General features: G+C 71.6%; 14 protein-coding genes. 3 read left to right on the forward strand and 11 right to left on the reverse strand.

The features are described from left to right. Window positions 1–10: 10 nt before the first annotated feature. Together Q343_RS15280 and Q343_RS15285 are read right to left on the reverse strand one after the other, a co-directional pair. Window positions 11–1003, reverse strand: a complete 993-nt coding sequence (locus tag Q343_RS15280) for an LCP family protein (RefSeq protein WP_248616794.1) — start codon at window positions 1001–1003, stop codon at window positions 11–13. Window positions 1004–1008: 5 nt separating this feature from the next. Continuing rightward, window positions 1009–2472 (reverse strand): glycoside hydrolase family 15, encoded by a 1464-nt coding sequence (locus Q343_RS15285; protein ID WP_162175473.1) that lies wholly within the window; start codon window positions 2470–2472, stop codon window positions 1009–1011. Window positions 2473–2734: 262 nt separating this feature from the next. On the opposite strand from Q343_RS15285, the gene groL reads away from it, so the two are divergent. Further along, entirely contained in the window at window positions 2735–4360 is a 1626-nt protein-coding gene (gene groL, locus Q343_RS0107310; protein ID WP_029252936.1) for a chaperonin GroEL, read from the forward strand. 485 nt (window positions 4361–4845) lie between these two features. Here the strand turns inward: groL and Q343_RS0107315 are convergent, their stop codons facing one another. After that, the gene (locus tag Q343_RS0107315) at window positions 4846–5118 is read right to left on the reverse strand and encodes a DUF4031 domain-containing protein (protein WP_029252937.1); all 273 of its coding nucleotides are present in this window, start codon (window positions 5116–5118) and stop codon (window positions 4846–4848) included. A gap of 106 nt (window positions 5119–5224) precedes the next feature. Between Q343_RS0107315 and Q343_RS0107320 the strand changes: the two genes are divergently transcribed. After that, entirely contained in the window at window positions 5225–5479 is a 255-nt protein-coding gene (locus Q343_RS0107320; RefSeq protein WP_331713072.1) for a response regulator transcription factor, read from the forward strand. Here the strand turns inward: Q343_RS0107320 and Q343_RS0107325 are convergent, their stop codons facing one another. The 4 genes from Q343_RS0107325 to Q343_RS0107340 all read right to left on the reverse strand — a co-directional run bounded on the left by Q343_RS0107325 (window position 5480) and on the right by Q343_RS0107340 (window position 9253). Then, entirely contained in the window at window positions 5480–6235 is a 756-nt protein-coding gene (locus Q343_RS0107325; RefSeq protein ID WP_029252939.1) for an HD domain-containing protein, read from the reverse strand. 68 nt (window positions 6236–6303) lie between these two features. Then, on the reverse strand, window positions 6304–7833 hold the full coding sequence (locus tag Q343_RS0107330; protein ID WP_081829693.1) for a sensor histidine kinase: 1530 nt from the start codon (window positions 7831–7833) through the stop codon (window positions 6304–6306). A gap of 1 nt (window position 7834) precedes the next feature. Next, complete coding sequence (locus Q343_RS0107335) at window positions 7835–8566, reverse strand: response regulator transcription factor (RefSeq protein WP_029252941.1); 732 nt, start codon at window positions 8564–8566, stop codon at window positions 7835–7837. A gap of 84 nt (window positions 8567–8650) precedes the next feature. Continuing rightward, a complete protein-coding gene (locus tag Q343_RS0107340; RefSeq protein ID WP_052366983.1) occupies window positions 8651–9253 on the reverse strand; it encodes an NYN domain-containing protein in 603 nt (200 codons plus the stop codon). 62 nt (window positions 9254–9315) lie between these two features. Between Q343_RS0107340 and Q343_RS0107345 the strand changes: the two genes are divergently transcribed. After that, window positions 9316–10026: a type 1 glutamine amidotransferase gene (locus tag Q343_RS0107345; RefSeq protein ID WP_155990671.1), complete on the forward strand. Its 711-nt coding sequence runs from the start codon at window positions 9316–9318 to the stop codon at window positions 10024–10026. Window positions 10027–10095: 69 nt separating this feature from the next. Here Q343_RS0107345 and Q343_RS0107350 read toward each other — a convergent pair whose 3' ends face one another. From Q343_RS0107350 to Q343_RS0107365, 4 genes are all read right to left on the reverse strand, one after another. Beyond that, window positions 10096–10812 (reverse strand): PspA/IM30 family protein, encoded by a 717-nt coding sequence (locus Q343_RS0107350; protein ID WP_029252944.1) that lies wholly within the window; start codon window positions 10810–10812, stop codon window positions 10096–10098. Window positions 10813–10825: 13 nt separating this feature from the next. Next, window positions 10826–12805, reverse strand: a complete 1980-nt coding sequence (locus Q343_RS13925; RefSeq protein WP_043109884.1) for a TPM domain-containing protein — start codon at window positions 12803–12805, stop codon at window positions 10826–10828. A 110-nt stretch (window positions 12806–12915) separates the two neighbouring features. Continuing rightward, window positions 12916–13686 carry a polysaccharide lyase family 7 protein gene (locus Q343_RS0107360; RefSeq protein WP_029252945.1) on the reverse strand — a complete coding sequence of 257 codons (771 nt, stop codon included), beginning with the start codon at window positions 13684–13686 and terminating at the stop codon, window positions 12916–12918. Between the two features lie 591 nt (window positions 13687–14277). Beyond that, complete coding sequence (locus tag Q343_RS0107365; protein ID WP_029252946.1) at window positions 14278–15975, reverse strand: DNA repair helicase XPB; 1698 nt, start codon at window positions 15973–15975, stop codon at window positions 14278–14280. Window positions 15976–16080 lie beyond the last annotated feature (105 nt).

Here is a 16080-nt window from a genome sequence, read left to right on the forward strand (position 1 = left end):
CCGCGCCCGGCTACGGGGCGTAGTCGGTGCCGTACCGCTCCACGTAGGCATCGAGGGAGTCGCTGCGGATTGCGGCGCCCAGGTCGGCGGTCTGCGCCTCGTCGACGAGGTTCACCGACGCCCCGTTCTTGGTGCCGAACCCGGTGATCGGCACCATCAGACCGACCACGTCGTCGCGGCCGAGCGCTTCCGAGAGCTCCGCGAGGGCCGTGAAGTCCGCCAGGTCGAGGTCGCCCGTGACCTTGACGTTCCCGAGCAGGACGGGCATCAGCTCGGCAAGGACCTCCGGGTCCTGGGCCTGCCCGGCGATCTCGGCCAGCATCCCCGTCACCGCGGCACGCTGGCGCTCGGTGCGGTCCAGGTCCCCCAGGGGCAGGCGCTTGCGCTCGCGGGTGTAGATCAGGCCGTCGGTGTTCTCGAGCTCGATCATGCCCTCGTCGAACACGACCTCCCGCCCCGTGCTGTTGACGGTCACCGAGGTGGCGTACTTGTTGTCCACCTCGAAGCCGTCGAGCGCCCGCGTCAGCGCGATGAATCCCGCGAAGTTGGTCTGCATCGTGTAGTCGACGTCGACGCCGCCGAGCAGCTCGGAGACCGTCTCCGTGAGCGTCGGTGTGCCGCCGCGCGAGAACGCCGAGTTGATCTTCCCCTCGCCGAGACCGGGGATCGGCACCCACATGTCCCGGGTGAACGAGATCAGGTAGAGGTTCTCGCGGTCCTCGGGGACGTGGGCGAGCATGATCGTGTCGGCGTTGCCGCCGAGACTCTCGGGGTCGCGGGAGTCGTTGCCGATCAGCAGGATGTCGACGTCGCCGTCGGGCAGCGGGTCCTCGGGGCCGGTCGGCGTCGGCGTCGGGGTCGGGGTCTCGGTCGGCTCCGGGCTCGCCGTGGCCGTGGGCGTCGGGGAGGACGTCGGCGACGGGGCGGACTCCTGCGAGGCTCCGCTCGTGCAGCCGGTCAGGATCAGGGCGGCGACCGCGCAGGTCGCGGCGGCGCTCGACATGCGGTTCACGGGGATACCTCGGTCTCGTCGACGGGCGCGTCGGTGTCCGACACCTCCGGTGGTGCGGGTGCGCTCCGGTCCAGGGTATCGAGGGCGATCAGCACGTTGGCCGCGCTCCACGCCAGCGGCGCGACGGCCGCGGGCGAGCCGTCGGCGAGGACCTTCTCCGGGATCGCCCCGGAGTCCGTGCGGTGGCTGTCGATCCAGTCGAGCCAGCTGAGCGCGACGTGCCGGTCGTCCATCGTGGCCGCCGTCATCGCGTACAGGGAGGTCTGCGGCGTCCAGGAGATGCCGTCGTTCTTCCACCCGCCGCCGGGTGCCAGGCCGCCGGCGGGGCGCCGCATCTCGTCCACCGACGCGACCCAGGCCTCGGTGGCGCCCTCGAGCGGCGTGGGCTGGAACGGCGGCAGGACGAACGCCGTCGCGGCGTCCCGCGCCCCGCCCGTGATCTCGCGCGGGTAGCCTGCGGCGCCGAACGTCTGCTCGATCGAGCTCCGGGTCTCGTCGGCCGCCGTGCGCAGGATGCGCGAGCGCTCGCCGTCGCCGTCGTCCGCGTAGATCGCGGCGGCCGCCTCGAGACCGGCGAGCACGGGGCCCGCCGTCCCGAGCGTGAGCTCGTCGGCCTCGACCTCCCAGTAGTCGCTCGACGCCGGCGGGAGGGACGACGGGACGTCGACCAGGCTGAGGAGGTAGGTCGACGACGCGTCGACGAGCGGGTCCAAACGGCTCCGCAGGGCAGCGCGGTCGTCGACGGGGGCGGCCGCGAGGACCTCGTCGGTGGCCCAGAGCATCCATCCGGGGCCGTCCGACTGCTCGCCCCGGTCGTCGGGCGGTCCGGAGCCGTCGGGGAGATAGCGTGCCTGGAACGACCCGTCGTCCTCCTGGACCCCCTGAAGAAACGCGAGGACGTCCGCGGCGTCGTCGACGTGGCCGGTGCGCGCGAGGGCCACGGCGACGAACGCGCCGTCGCGTGGCCAGGTGTACCACCACGGCGGCGACGGCGCGGCGACGGACGCCCCGTTGTCGAGCACGAGCGCGTGCAGGTCCAGGAGCGCGTCCGTGCCCAGGTCCTCGAGGTCTGCCGACGCGCCGGGGATCGTCCCCGCGGCGAGCCAGGCGCGCGACTCCTCGGCCGTCTGCTCGGCACCCGCGGCGTCCGCCAGTGCCGATGCCGGCGACCCGCCGCCGACGGGCTTGATCGCGGTGGTGACGTCGCCGTCCGGGTCGAGGTCGTCGTCGTCCAGCGTGGCGGGGTCCAGGACGCGACTGCCCTCGAGGTAGGTCGCGTCGAATCCCGCGGGCAGGCGGTAGACCGTGCCGTCCGGCCCGAGCGCGACGCCGTCCTCGTAGAGGTCGACGTGGGCGATCGTCTCCCGTGTCAGGGCATACGTGCCGGTGGCGGCGAGGGCGAGCAGCACGACGACGATCGCGGCGACGGTGGCCCGTCCTCGGGCGCTGCGGGGTCTCACGCGCCGATCCTACGGGCAGGGCGTCGCTACGTCGGGGCGCGATCCACAGGGCCGGGTACGCCGTCGGCGCAACACACGTCCACCGTCTTGCACTCGCGCCTCACGAGTGCCAATAATGTGGTTAGCACTCTCTGCAGGAGAGTGACAGTCTCGGGTCGACAGGCGAGGTCCGTGCGACGACGTGAAGGGAACGTCGTCGAGCGTGGCCGTCCGTCGCGGGCGCCGGCCGACCTCCACGTACCAGCGGAGGAACACAACTCTCATGGCAAAGATCATCGCGTTCGACGAGGTTGCTCGTCGAAGCATGGAGCGCGGGCTCAACCAGCTCGCGGACACGGTCAAGGTCACGCTCGGCCCCAAGGGTCGCAACGTCGTCCTGGACAAGAAGTGGGGCGCCCCCACGATCACCAACGACGGTGTCAGCATCGCCAAGGAGATCGAGCTCGAGGACCCGTACGAGCGCATCGGCGCCGAGCTCGTCAAGGAGGTCGCCAAGAAGACGGACGACGTCGCCGGTGACGGAACCACCACCGCGACCGTCCTCGCCCAGGCACTCGTGCGCGAGGGCCTGCGCAACGTCGCCGCCGGGTCGAACCCGATCGCGCTCAAGCGCGGCATCGAGAAGGCCGTCGAGGCCGTCACCGCCGAGCTGCTGAACGCCGCCAAGGACATCGAGACGACCGAGGAGATCGCCGCCACCGCCGCCATCTCCGCCGGCGACCCCGAGATCGGCGCGCTCATCGCGCAGGCGATCGACAAGGTCGGCAAGGAAGGCGTCATCACCGTCGAGGAGTCCAACTCCTTCGGGCTCGAGCTCGAGCTCACCGAGGGCATGCGCTTCGACAAGGGCTTCCTCGCCCGCTACTTCGAGACCGACGCCGAGCGCCAGGAAGCCGTGCTCGAGGACCCGTACGTCCTGATCGTCGAGTCCAAGATCGCCAACGTCAAGGACCTGCTGCCGCTGCTCGACCAGGTCATGAAGGCCGGTCGCTCGCTGCTCATCATCGCCGAGGACGTCGAGGGCGAGGCTCTTGCGACCCTCGTGCTCAACAAGATCCGCGGCACCTTCAAGTCCGTCGCCGTCAAGGCTCCGGGCTTCGGTGACCGCCGCAAGGCCATGCTGCAGGACATCGCGATCCTCACCGGTGGCCAGGTCATCTCCGAGACGGTCGGCCTCAAGCTCGAGACCGCCACGCTCGACCTGCTCGGCCAGGCACGCAAGGTCGTCGTCACCAAGGACGAGACCACGATCGTCGAGGGCTCCGGCGACGCCGACCTCATCGGCGGCCGCGTGAACCAGATCCGCTCCGAGATCGAGAAGTCGGACTCCGACTACGACCGCGAGAAGCTGCAGGAGCGCCTCGCCAAGCTGGCCGGCGGCGTCGCCGTCATCAAGGCCGGTGCCGCGACCGAGGTCGAGCTCAAGGAGCGCAAGCACCGCATCGAGGACGCCGTGCGCAACGCCAAGGCTGCCGTCGAGGAGGGCATCGTCGCCGGTGGTGGCGTCGCCCTCATCCAGGCCGGCGAGGCCGCGTTCGCGACCCTCTCGCTCGAGGGTGACGAGTCGACCGGTGCGCAGATCGTGCGCCGCTCGATCGACGCTCCGCTGAAGCAGATCGCCGAGAACGCCGGCCTCGAGGGTGGCGTCGTCGCGGAGAAGGTCCGCAACCTCACCCCGGGTCACGGCCTCAACGCCGCGACCGGCGAGTACGAGGACCTCCTGGCTGCCGGCGTCAACGACCCGGTCAAGGTCACGCGCTCCGCGCTGCAGAACGCCGCCTCCATCGCGGCGCTCTTCCTCACCACCGAGGCTGTCGTCGCCGACAAGCCGGAGCCGGCCGGTGCCGCTCCTGCAGGCGACCCGGGCATGGGCGGCATGGACTTCTGATCCACGCCTGACCCGGTGACGGGCGGCCCTCCGGGGTCGACCGGAACCACCTCGCACGACAGGCCGTCGGCCGGGACATCCCGGTCGGCGGCCTGTCGTCGTTCCCGGCCCCCCGCGGGCCCTCCCGGACCCTCGCGGCGGCCGCCTGGGTCGGTGCGGGTCTCCTGCGTCGGTGTGGGGACGCCTGGGCCGGTGCGGGGTCGTCGCGGGTCGAGTGCTGCGGATGCCGGTTCGCCGAGCGGCACGTTGTGCTCCTCACGACGGCGGTGTGGGAGCCAGAAGGTACCGCTCGGCGCAGCATGCGGCGGGGCGGGAGGCAGAACGTTCCGGGGGGTGTGGGGTCGTCGCGGGTCGGATGCCGCGGATGCCGGTTCGCCGAGCGGCACGTTGTGGTCCTCACGACGGCGGTGTGGGAGCCAGAAGGTACCGCTCGGCGCAGCGTGTGGCGGTGTGGGAGCCAGAAGGTGCCGCTCGGCGAGGACCTTCTACGGGCCCGGCCGGTCCGCCCCGCGCACGCGCAGCCCCGACGCGGCCAGCCGACGCACCATCTCGCGCCGACCCACGGGCACGGCGCCGAGACCGACGTAGTGGTCGTAGCGCTCTGCGGGGTAGTCGTAGTGGTCCAGGTCGAACGCGCGCGGCGGCAGCCCGGCGCGCACGGCGAAGTCGTGGAGCTCGTCGACGGAGGTGTCGCTGACCAGGTGTCCCCACAGGCGCCCGTGGGCCGGCCAGCGCGGGGAGTCGATCAGCACGGACATCTGCCCAGAATACTTCGCACGTTTCGCGTCATAGTCCGCAGACTGCCTCGTCTCATCCACAACGGCGACCGTACCGAGGCGGTTGCCGCGAGTGGAGGGGATGACGATGACGATGACGATCGACGAGACGCGACAGGCCACGGAGCTGCCGCGCCCGGAGCGGGTCGGCAGCCTGAGTCGCCGCGAGACGGCGGTGCTGTGCGAGCTGGTCCAGGGGTTCACGCTGGAGCAGATCGCCCGGCGGCTCTTCGTCTCGCGCAACACGGTGAAGACGCAGGTCGCGAGCCTGTACCGCAAGCTGGGCGTGACGACGCGCGCAGAGGCGATCGAGCGCGGCGGGGAGCTGTTGCGCCGCTCCTGACTAGTTCGGGGCCTCGGGGGAATCGGTCGCGTCGCCAGTGCCCGCTTCGACCCCGGCGGCGACGAGCCTGCGCTCCTCCTTCTGCAACCGCTGCAGCTCGGCGGAGACGTTCTGCCGCGCCGGCTCCTCCCACGCGGCGCCGAGCGGCGAGCAGAACAGCGAGCGCCGTCCGAGCAGCTTGCCGAGGATCGCGATGCGGGCGCGGACGTAGTCGATCCGGGGGATGTGCGCGTACTCGTCGCGCACGCACTGCAGGTACTCCTTGTACCGCTGCGGCTCGGACGCGAGGACCGCGAGGTCGGCGTCGCAGAGCACGGCGCAGTCGAAGTCGGTCGCGTCGGGGGCGTGCCGCACGAGCGCGTTGACGAGGTGGGCCACGCGCCGGGTGCTGGCCTCGGGGACGCCGAGCGCGGTGAGCTGTTCGATGGCCATGAGGGCGCTGGCGGACTCGTCCTCGCCGCCCTTCTGGGCGTAGGCGACCTTGTCGGCGGCGTTGAAGACGGCCCCGTGGTACCAGGCGGCGAGGCGCACCAGGTCGGGGTCGTGGGTCTCCTGGGAGAGCTCGTCGACGCGGCTGAGGACGTCGCCGAGGTGGCGCTGGTTGTGGAAGTGCCGGGCGGGGTCGAGCCAGCGGGAGAGGAGCTCGTCGCCGACGGCCCGGATCTCCTCACGGGAGGCCGTCGCCCCGGCGGCCTGTGCGCTGCGGGTCCAGCTGGTGAGCAACCACTGCGGTGCGTCCGTGGTGTCGGCGCCCATATCTGCCTTCTTCGACGGGGTGTCAGGTCCGTGGCGCGGAAGAGCCACGGTGCGCCATCGTAGCCCCGTCAGGGCAGTGTGACGACGACCGTGAGTCCGCCGCCCGGGGTGGAGCCGACGCGGACGGTTCCGCGGTGCGCCGCGACGATGGCGGCGACGATCGCCATCCCGAGCCCGGAGCCGCCGGATTCTCGGGTTCGTGAGGCGTCGGCGCGGTAGAAGCGTTCGAAGATCCGGTCGGCCTGCGCGGGGTCGACCCCGGGGCCGTGGTCACGGACCTCGAGGACGGCCCGGCCGTCGTCGGACCGCCCGAGGGCGATCTCGCAGGGTGCCGTCGCGGGGGTGTGGCGGGCGACGTTGCCGATGAGGTTGATGACGACCTGGCGGAGGCGGTCCTCGTCCCCGGTCACGACCAGGTCCGACGGCCGTGCGGAGCCGTCGAGCGCGCAGACGGTCACGGCACGGTCGGGGTTGAGGGCGTGGAGGTCCTGCGCGGCGTCCTGGGCGAGCCGGACGACGTCGACCGGGTCCTGGCGCAGGGCGCGACCCTCGTCGAGGCGGGCGAGGGCGAGCAGGTCGGCGACGAGCGCGCCCATGCGGGTGGCGGAGTCCTCGATCCGGGCGATGGTGTCGTCGATCTGCTCGGGCTCGGTGAGGGCACCCATGCCGTAGAGCTCGGCGTACCCGCGGATGGCGGCGACGGGGGTGCGGAGCTCGTGCGAGGCGTCGGAGACGAACTGCCGCATCCGCTGCTCGGACGCCTCTCGCTCGGCGAACGCGACCTCGACGTGGGTGAGCATCACGTTGAGGGAGTTGGCGAGCGAGCCGACCTCGGTGTTCTCGGGGGCGGGGCGCACGCGGCGGCTGAGGTCGCCGGCGGCGATCCCGGCGGCCGTCTCCTCGATCTCGCGCAGCGGCCGCATGGAGCGGCGCACGGCGATGGCGGCGATGAGGCCGCCGATGGCGGCGATGACGACGGCGCTGACGGTCAGGGTGCGGACCAGGAACGTCACGGTCTGGTCGATCTCCGCGAGGGGGAGTCCGATGAACGCCCCGCCGACGGTGGCGCCGGTGGAGTCCACGAGGGGGAGGGTGATGACCCGCCACTCGGTGCCGACGGTGGGGGCGATGGGGCCGGCGGCCCGCGAGTCGACGGTGAAGGGCTCGAGCGCGGCGTCGTCGATCTCCTGCGTGGACATCTCGGGGATGTCGGGCACGCCGTACTCGATGGCGGTGGCGGTCTGCACCAGCGGCGCGGAGTCGACCGAGCCGGTGCGGCGCAGCACGTAGTAGTCGGACGGCAGGACGCCCGTGGCCTGGACGAGCTGGTCGGACGTGAGGCCGTCGAACCGTTCGCCGGTCTCCTGCAGCGACTCGTCGATCTCGTTGACGAGGTACTGGCTGACCACGGTCGACGTCGTCAGGGCCGCGATCCCGAGCCCGGCGGCCAGCAGCAGGATGGTGACCGTCACCAGGCGTGCGCGCAGCGTGATGCGCTGCCACCACGACCAGCGCGTGGGGACAGGCTTCCCGAGGACGGGAGGGACGACGTCGTCCGCCGTGCCGGGGGACGGCGGTGGCGGTGGTGGGAGGGTCACGTCAGCGCGCGGGTTTGCGCAGCAGGTACCCGACGCCGCGCTTGGTCTGGATCAGCGGCTCGACGGTGACGGGCTCGCCCGACCCGTCGGGGCCCTCGACCGTGACGGCGTCGATCTTGCGCCGCAGGTAGGAGATGTAGGACTCGACGATGTTGGCGTCGCCGCCCCAGTCGTACTGCCAGACGTGGTCGAGGATCTGGGCCTTGGACAGGACGCGGCCGGCGTTCATCATCAGGTAGCGCAGCAGCTTGAACTCGGTGGGGGAGAGGTCGACGGGCTGGCCGGCACGGCGGACCTCGTAGGAGTCCTCGTCGAGCTCGAGGTCGCCGACGCGCAGGACGGCGTCCTCGGCGGGTTCGGCCTGGGTGCGGCGCAGCACGGCACGGATGCGGGCCACGACCTCCTCGAGGCTGAACGGCTTGGTGACGTAGTCGTCGCCGCCGACCGTGAGCCCGGCGATCTTGTCCTGGGTCTCGTCGCGGGCCGTGAGGAACAGCACGGGTGTGTGCTGGCCCTTCTCGCGCATGCGGCGGGTGACGGTGAACCCGTCCATGTCGGGGAGCATGACGTCGAGGACCACCAGGTCGGGCTGGGTGTCACGGATCAGCTCGAGCGCCCCGGCGCCGTTCTCGGCGGCGAACACCTCGAAGCCGGCGAACCTCAGCGACGTGGCCAGGAGCTCGCGAATGTTCGGTTCGTCGTCGACGACGACGAGGCGTGCCTCGAATGACATGCCCCCATCGTCGTCGAAAAGTCTGGGAGCCGCCTGAGCAGGTGCTGGGCCGCGGACGGCCGCGAGCACCCGCCCGAGGTCGGTCTACAGGTAGAACGTCGGGTCGAACTCTCCGATGGGGATGATCCGCACGCGCGGCAGCGGAACCTGGAACGCGCCGATGTCGCCCTCGAGGTCGAAGAACTCCAGGCCGCGGTCGGCCAGCGCCGCGAACTGGGAGTTCACGAACTCGCGGAAGCACACCACGCCCACGCGGCGGTCACCGGCGACGAGGCTCTCGACCTGGGGGAGGAAGTCGCCGTCGTGGCTGGCGAGCAGCACGTCGGCGTCGCGGGGCACGATCGCGTCGAGCGTGCGCTGGATGGCGACGTCGACGACCTTCTCGTTGCCCTCGGCGGCGACGGGGATCGGCTTGTAGCCCATGGCCAGCAGGGCCTGCACGAACGGCATCGGCATCTGCCCGGACGTGGCGTTGAGGTAGAAGAGCGGCGTAACGGGCTGGTCCCACAGCTGCGCGGCGAACTGCGCGATGCGGTCCCAGCGGGGGCGCTCCTCCGGTGCGGGGCGCCGGTTGAGCACGCTCATCCCCAGCGTGGCGTCGATGTTCTCCCCGTCCACGAGGAGATACGTGCGCCGGATCGTGGGGTCCTGCGGATTCGGGGTCAGGATCGTGCGAGGCTCGGACATACCGTCAGCCTATCGGCGGACGCGACTTCTGGTGGCCGCGGGCTGGGAGTACCGTGACGGTCGTGAACACTTCCATCACAGTCATTCAGCAGGACGCCGCCTTCGGGCCGGGCGCCGCGTCTGATCTTCTTGTCGGCGCGCGGCTCGTGCGCGTGTACGACGGCGACCCGGTTCCGTCGGTCGACGACGTCGCCGGCGGCCTCGTGGTCCTCGGCGGCGGGGTCGGTGTGCACGAGCAGGACGCCGCCGCGTGGCTGGCCCCCGTGCGCGACCTGATGGCCGGCGCGCTCGCCGCCGAGACTCCCGTGCTGGCGATCGGCCTCGGCGCGCAGCTGCTGGCGCAGGCCGGCGGCGGCCATGTCCAGGTGGACGCCCCTCCGGGGCTCGAGTGCGGCCCGGTGCAGCTGTTCTGGCGTCGTGGCGCGCTCGAGGACCCGGTGCTTGCCGCCGTCGTCAGCGAGACCGAGCGCACGATGCTTGCCGTCGCCTGCCACCGCGACGCCGTGGCCGAGCTCCCGCCGACGGCACAGTGGCTCGCCTCCTCCGAGCTCTACCCGTTCCAGGCGTTCCGGATCGGCTCGGGCCTCGGGCTCCAGTTCCAGCCGGAGGCGACCGCCGAGCTGGTCGAGCGCTGGACGGCCGACCTCGACGAGGACGAGCGCGAGGCCCAGCGTGCGGCGTTCGCCGAGTCCCGTGAGGGGATCGAGCAGCACGGCGTCGCGATCCTGACCGCGTTCGTCGAGTCCGTCGCGCGCGACACCATGCCCGCCTGACGGACGCGCCGACACCACGACGCCTGCCGCACCTCTCGGGTGCGGCAGGCGTCGTCGTCTGCGGGAGGGTCAGCCGTTGTTCTTGAGCGCGGCGAGCCGTGCCTCGACCTCCAGGTCGGTCGCTGAGACCTCGAGCTCCTCGAACTGGGCGTCGAGGGACGACGCCGCGATCTCTGCCTGGCCCATGGCCTGCGCCTCGGTGCGGCGCACCTTCTCCTCGAACCGGCCGAGCTCGCTCGTGGGGTCGAGCACGTCGATCGAGGAGATCGCGCCCTGGACCTGCTGCTGCGCCTCGGCGGTGCGCTGACGCGCGATCAGCTGGTCGCGCTTGGACTTGAGCTCGCCGAGCTTCTGGCGCATCGTCTCTAGCCCGGTCTTGAGCTTGGCCACCGTCTCGCGCTGCGACGCGATCATCGGCTCTGCGGCCTTCACGTCGCCCTCGGCCGCGATCTGGCGCTCCAGGGCGACGCGCGCGAGGCGGTCGAACTTGTCGGCGTTGGCGGTGTCGCCCTCCGTGCGGTGGCGCTCGGCCCGTTGCGACGCCGCGAGCGCCTTGGCGCCCCACTCGGTGGCCGCGGTCTGGTCCTCCTCGAGGTCCCGCTCGGCGAGGCGGAGGTTGCCGATGGTCTGGGCCACCGCCTCCTCGGCCTCCGCGATGCTGTTGGTGTAGTCCCGGACCATCTGGTCCAGCATCTTCTCGGGGTCCTCGGCGCTGTCGATGAGCGCGTTGATGTTTGCCTTGGTCAGCTGGGCGATGCGCCCGAAGATGCTCTGCTTGCGTGCCATCGTGTCCTCCGTCTTAGAACCGTCCGCCGCGGCCGCTGCGACCGCCGCCTCCTGAGAAGCCTCCGCCAGATCCGCCGCGGCCACCACCGAAGCCGCCGCCGAATCCTCCGCCGAACCCGCCGGGGGGTCCGCCGCGTCGGCCGCGCCCTCCACCGCGCAGCACCTGGTCGATGAGGATGCCGCCCAGCACCATGCCGCCGAGCGAGGGGTCGTTGCGGCGCGAGGGCCCGCTGTGCTGCTGCTGCCAGTCCGTGGTCTGCGCGCGGGAGATCTCCTCGGCACGCTGCACCTCGGTCTCGGCGCGCTGGGCGACCGCCAGCGCCTCGGCGGGCTGTGCGGCGGCGAGGGCGCGGGCCTCCGCGAGCAGGCGCTGCGCCTCGGCGAGGTGCGTGCGGGCCTCGGGGCCGACGGCGCCGCGGCGGGTCGCGATGTAGTCGCCCGTCGCGCGGATCCGGGAGTCCAGGCGTCCGAAGGTGTCGGTGAGCAGGGCGCGGGCGCGGACGTCGCGCTCGGCCTGGGCGCGGTGCGGGGCGAGGGCGTCGTCGAGGGCGGCCTCGGCCGCGGTGAGCTCGGCGAGGGTGGTCAGGGGGTCGCGGGTGTCGGCGGAGGCCTTGAGGGCCTCGCGGGCGGTCGCGGCCGGGCGCTGCACGGTGGGGTCGTCCGGGGCGAGCCGGTCGGCGTCCGCGACGTCGGCGGTCAGGGAGCCGACCGCGCGGGTGAGGTTGCGCTGCGCGGAGGCGAGGGCCTCGCCGGCGCCGTCGACGGCGTCGAGCAGGGTGCGGGCCTGGTCCACGGCGGCCTCGGCGGCGCGCAGGTGCGGCACGGTCTTGGCGCGCGAGGCGGTGCGGGCGCTCGCCACGGACTGCCGGGCCGCGGTGACGAGGGACGCTGCCTGGTCGGGGTTGTCCGCCACGGAGGTCAGGGCCTCGGCCGGGTAGGTCTGGCCGAGCTGGGCGAGCGTCGCGCGCGCGTCGGCGATCCGGGCCTCCAGCCCGCCGGCGCGGACCTCGACGGCGTCGAGCAGCTCGGGCGCACGACGGCGCAGGTCCCGCAGCTCGTCGAACTTGCGGGTGTAGGTGGCGAGGGAGGCACCGGCCGCCGCGCACAGGTCCAGCACCTCGACCGATGCCGCGCGGCCGCGCTCCGGGGTGGTGCGCTGGGCGTCGAACGCCTGCGTGAGCTGCCCTCGCGCCGCCTCGACGGCCGCGCGGAACTCGAGCGCGGCTGCCTCGCCGAACTCTGCCTCGGCGAACCCGACCTCCTGCGCGGAGCTCGTGACGGCGTCGTCCAGGGTGACGAGAGCTGCCGCGGCGCGCTGCGCGAGCTCGGCGTCGTCCAGCCCCTCGAACGGGTCGACCTGCTTCGGGTTCTTGCGCCCGGGTGCGTCGGACTTCTTGGCGCCGCGCAGGGACCGGTAGAGGGATCGTCCGAGCGTGACGACGAAGATGACGGCGAACCCGCCGATCAGGAGGGCGAAGAGCCAGGTGGAGAAGCTGTCGTCCGAGTCGCCTGCACTGCCGTCGACGGTGTCGGCCGCCGCGTATGCCGCGCCGGCCCAGTCGTCGTCGCGCAGCTCGGTGCGGACCGCGGTGTCGAGGTCCTCGACGTCGCTGCTGCTCAGGCCTGAGGCGGAGTCCACCGAGACCCCGTACCGCCGGTCGTCGACCGCGACCGCGATCAGCACGTCGGCGGCCCCGAGGCCGGATTCCGTGGCGGTCGAGTCGGCCCACTGCTCGCCGTCCATCCCGTCGAACGTGGAGACGTAGGTGATCCAGAGCTGCAGGCCCGTGTCGTCGTACACCGCGTCGAAGCGCTCCTCGATCGCGTCTGCGTCGTCGCCCAGCACGTCGGCGCTGTCGGTGACGGGCGACTCGAGGTTGCTGGGGTCCTCCGCGAGGGCTGGGCCTGCCGTGGCGACGAGGGCGAGCGCCGCGAGTGCTGTGACGATCAGACGTGCGAGGACGGATGGCACTGCGGCCCTGCGGGTGATCACCCCCGAATCCTCGCGCAGTGGGCGCGCGTGCGCCATCGCGGCTCGCCGCTGCGGGTCGACGGACACGGGCGTGCCCGGCCCCGGGGTACCGGGACCGGGCACGCGGGCCGTCAGGAGTGGGTGACGTCGAGCTTGTAGAGGGACGTCTGCCCGTAGTTGGACGTGCTGCACGGCGAGGAGTTGCCGCAGTTGGCCTGGGTGTAGGCGCCGGCCTTGAAGTAGTTGCCGGAGGAGGTGTGCGCGATCGTCGTCTGCAGCACCCCGTTGTAGTACACCTTGATCTGGCCGTTCTTGACGACGAACTTGCCCTCGAAGACCGTGTTCAGCTTGTAGTTGCTGGTCACGAGCTTGTGGTGGGTGTCGTTGCCCTTGGTGATGTAGAGGCTCGTGCCCTCGAGGCGGAAGACCGTGACGTCGTCGTCGCCGTCGTGGATCTGGGCCCCGACCAGGTGCGGCTTGTCCTCGGGCAGGTGGTTGAACGCCTCGCGGAACACCATGGTGTGGGTGCCGGAGGTCGCGGACCACGACGCCTTCTCCGTGCCGTCCTCGGTCATCTCGCGCAGCTCGGAGCGGGGGTAGCCGGAGCCGGACGTCGTGACGCCGTTGACGGCGGCACGGAACTGGATGCCCGTGCACTTGGAGTTGACCTGGAACCAGGGGGCCACCGAGAAGTCGGAGAGGTCGGGCTGCTCGATCTCGGTCGGGGAGGTCCCGGAGCCGGTGGGCAGCGTGACCTTCCAGTCGGTGAGGTCGATCTGCTGCGCGGGGTAGTCGCAGGGTGCGGCGGCGGTCGCCGCACCGGAGGTGGCGATGCTGCCGCCGACGAGGAACGTAGCGGCGAGGAGTGCGGCCGAGAGCTTCCGTGCTCGGATGGATGTCATCGTTCTTCCCTTCGAGTTGCCTGGCGCGGGCCGGCATCGTTGCTCGGTCCGCGTGCGTTGCTGGTGGTCAGCCGCCCCGAGGCCTGGCCCCGACGTGGCCGCGTCGGGGTGGGTGGCGGTGCTGACCGGCGGTGCGCGGGCGGCAGGAAGAGAGCGATCGGCCCCCTGCCTGCGTGGGTCGCGCCACGCGTGATGTCGGCCGTCCTGACGGCGGTGGATCGTTCGGAGCTCCACGGCGGGTGCGTCGGTGCGCCCGCCGGTTCGTTCAGGTCGCCGCTCCCTACGGCTGTCGATGACGGTCAGGACGGTCTGGTGCTTCTCGGTGCATCGATACACCGTGATGCAATCGTGACGTTAAGCCTGTCTCCGAAGGGATGTCAAGAGGTCAGTTCGGCGAGAATCGTTGCAACGTCAACGTTTTGATGAACATCAACGATTCGGCACTGCTTCGCCGGTGGGGCGCACTCCCGAGCTGTTCGGGTGTTCTGCCAGGTTACTTCTGCATCGATGCACTAACATTTTGGCAACGCCAAACGGTCTGTTGGCGCAACACTTCGGTTGTGTCGAACTGAACCGAGGGCTCGTCGACGCCTAGAGCGAGCGGTCGGTGGCAGCGCCGAGATCCTCCGCGTCCACGATCCGGTAGGCGTAGCCCTGCTCGGCGAGGAACCGCTGGCGGTGCGCCGCGAAGTCCTGGTCGACGGTGTCCCGCGCGACGACGGTGTAGAAGTGCGCGGTGCGGCCGTCGGCCTTCGGGCGCATGATGCGTCCGAGGCGCTGCGCCTCCTCCTGCCGGGACCCGAACGACCCGGAGACCTGGATCGCGACCGACGCCTCGGGCAGGTCGATCGAGAAGTTCGCGACCTTCGAGACCACGAGCCGGTTGATCTCACCGGTCCGGAACGCCTGGAACAGCCTCTGGCGCTCGGCGACGGGGGTCTGCCCGGTGATGAGGTCGGCGTCCAGGTGCCCGGACAGCTCCTCGAGCTGCTCGATGTACTGGCCGATCACCAGCACCTGGTCGTCGGGGTGGCGGGCGACGATCTGCTCCACGACGCGGTTCTTGCCGGACGCGCACGCCGCGAGCCGGTAGCGCTCCTCCGGCTCCGCGATCGCGTACGCCATCCGGTCGGAGTCGGGCAGCGTGAGCCGCACCTCCACGCAGTCGGCCGGGGCGATGTACCCCTGGGCCTCGATGTCCTTCCAGGGTGCGTCGTACCGCTTGGGGCCGATCAGCGAGAACACCTCGTCCTCGCGGCCGTCCTCGCGCACCAGGGTGGCCGTCAGGCCGAGCCTGCGGCGGGCCTGCAGGTTCGCCGTCATGCGGAAGATCGGGGCGGGCAGCAGGTGCACCTCGTCGTAGATCACGAGGCCCCAGTCGCGGGCGTCCAGGAGCTCCAGGTGCGTGTAGACGCCCTTGCGGCGGGTCGTGAGCACCTGGTAGGTCGCGATCGTGACCGGCTTGACCTCCTTGCGAGCGCCCGAGTACTCGCCGATCTCGTCCTCGGTCAGGTCGGTGCGGCGCAGCAGCTCGTCGCGCCACTGGCGCGCGCTGACGGTGTTGGTCACCAGGATCAGCGTCGTCGTCCCCGACTTCGCCATCGCGCCGGCGCCGACGATCGTCTTGCCCGCACCGCAGGGGAGCACGACGACGCCCGAGCCGCCGTGGAAGAACCCGTCCACGGCCTGGGCCTGGTACGGGCGCATCTGCCAGGGGGACGTCGTCTGCGAGCCGTCGGGCTCCGTCGTCGTAATCTCCGTGCTGAGCGCGATCGCGTGCTTCTCGCCGTCGACGTACCCGGCGAGGTCCTCGCACGGCCAGCCGAGCTTGACCAGCACCTGCTTGAGGTTCCCGCGCTCCGAGGCGTGCACGACGACGGTCGTGTCATCGAGCTTCTCGCCCACCAGACCGGCGGTCTTCTTGGACCGCAGCACCTCCGTCAGCACCGCCTTGTCGAGGGCGTGCAGCACGAGGCCGTGGGCCGGGTCGGTGAGCATCTGCAGCCGGCCGTAGCGCGACATCGTCTCCGCGACGTCGATCAGCAGGGCGTGCGGCACCGGGTAGCGGCTGTACCGCTCGAGGGCGTCGATGACCTGCTCGGCGTCGTGCCCCGCGGCGCGCGCGTTCCACAGGCCGAGCGGCGTCAGCCGGTACGTGTGGACGTGCTCGGGGGCGCGTTCCAGCTCCGCGAACGGCGCGATCGCGCGGCGGGCCTCGCCCGCGAGCTCGTGGTCGACCTCGAGGAGGACTGTCTTGTCGGACTGGACGATGAGGGGGCCGTCAGGCATGGGCACCTTTCGATTCGCGTGCGCGGTCGGCCCGGGGTGCCGGTGCCGACCTTCTAGTGTCTCAACGGATCTGCGGTGCTGCTATTCCGCGCCGGGCGGTCGGTC

The sequence above is a fragment of the Paraoerskovia marina DSM 21750 genome (genome assembly GCF_000701465.1).
In the GTDB taxonomy this organism is placed as follows: domain Bacteria; phylum Actinomycetota; class Actinomycetes; order Actinomycetales; family Cellulomonadaceae; genus Paraoerskovia; species Paraoerskovia marina.

Coding starts and splice junctions, on each gene's coding strand:
- Q343_RS15280 (WP_248616794.1), bottom strand. CDS start 1,003: ATGTCGAGCGCCGCCGCGACCTGCGCGGTCGCCGCCCTGATCCTGACC.
- groL (WP_029252936.1), top strand. CDS start 2,735: ATGGCAAAGATCATCGCGTTCGACGAGGTTGCTCGTCGAAGCATGGAG.
- Q343_RS0107315 (WP_029252937.1), bottom strand. CDS start 5,118: ATGTCCGTGCTGATCGACTCCCCGCGCTGGCCGGCCCACGGGCGCCTG.
- Q343_RS0107320 (WP_331713072.1), top strand. CDS start 5,225: ATGACGATGACGATCGACGAGACGCGACAGGCCACGGAGCTGCCGCGC.
- Q343_RS0107325 (WP_029252939.1), bottom strand. CDS start 6,235: ATGGGCGCCGACACCACGGACGCACCGCAGTGGTTGCTCACCAGCTGG.
- Q343_RS0107335 (WP_029252941.1), bottom strand. CDS start 8,566: ATGTCATTCGAGGCACGCCTCGTCGTCGTCGACGACGAACCGAACATT.
- Q343_RS0107340 (WP_052366983.1), bottom strand. CDS start 9,253: ATGTCCGAGCCTCGCACGATCCTGACCCCGAATCCGCAGGACCCCACG.
- Q343_RS0107350 (WP_029252944.1), bottom strand. CDS start 10,812: ATGGCACGCAAGCAGAGCATCTTCGGGCGCATCGCCCAGCTGACCAAG.
- Q343_RS0107360 (WP_029252945.1), bottom strand. CDS start 13,686: ATGACATCCATCCGAGCACGGAAGCTCTCGGCCGCACTCCTCGCCGCT.
- Q343_RS0107365 (WP_029252946.1), bottom strand. CDS start 15,975: ATGCCTGACGGCCCCCTCATCGTCCAGTCCGACAAGACAGTCCTCCTC.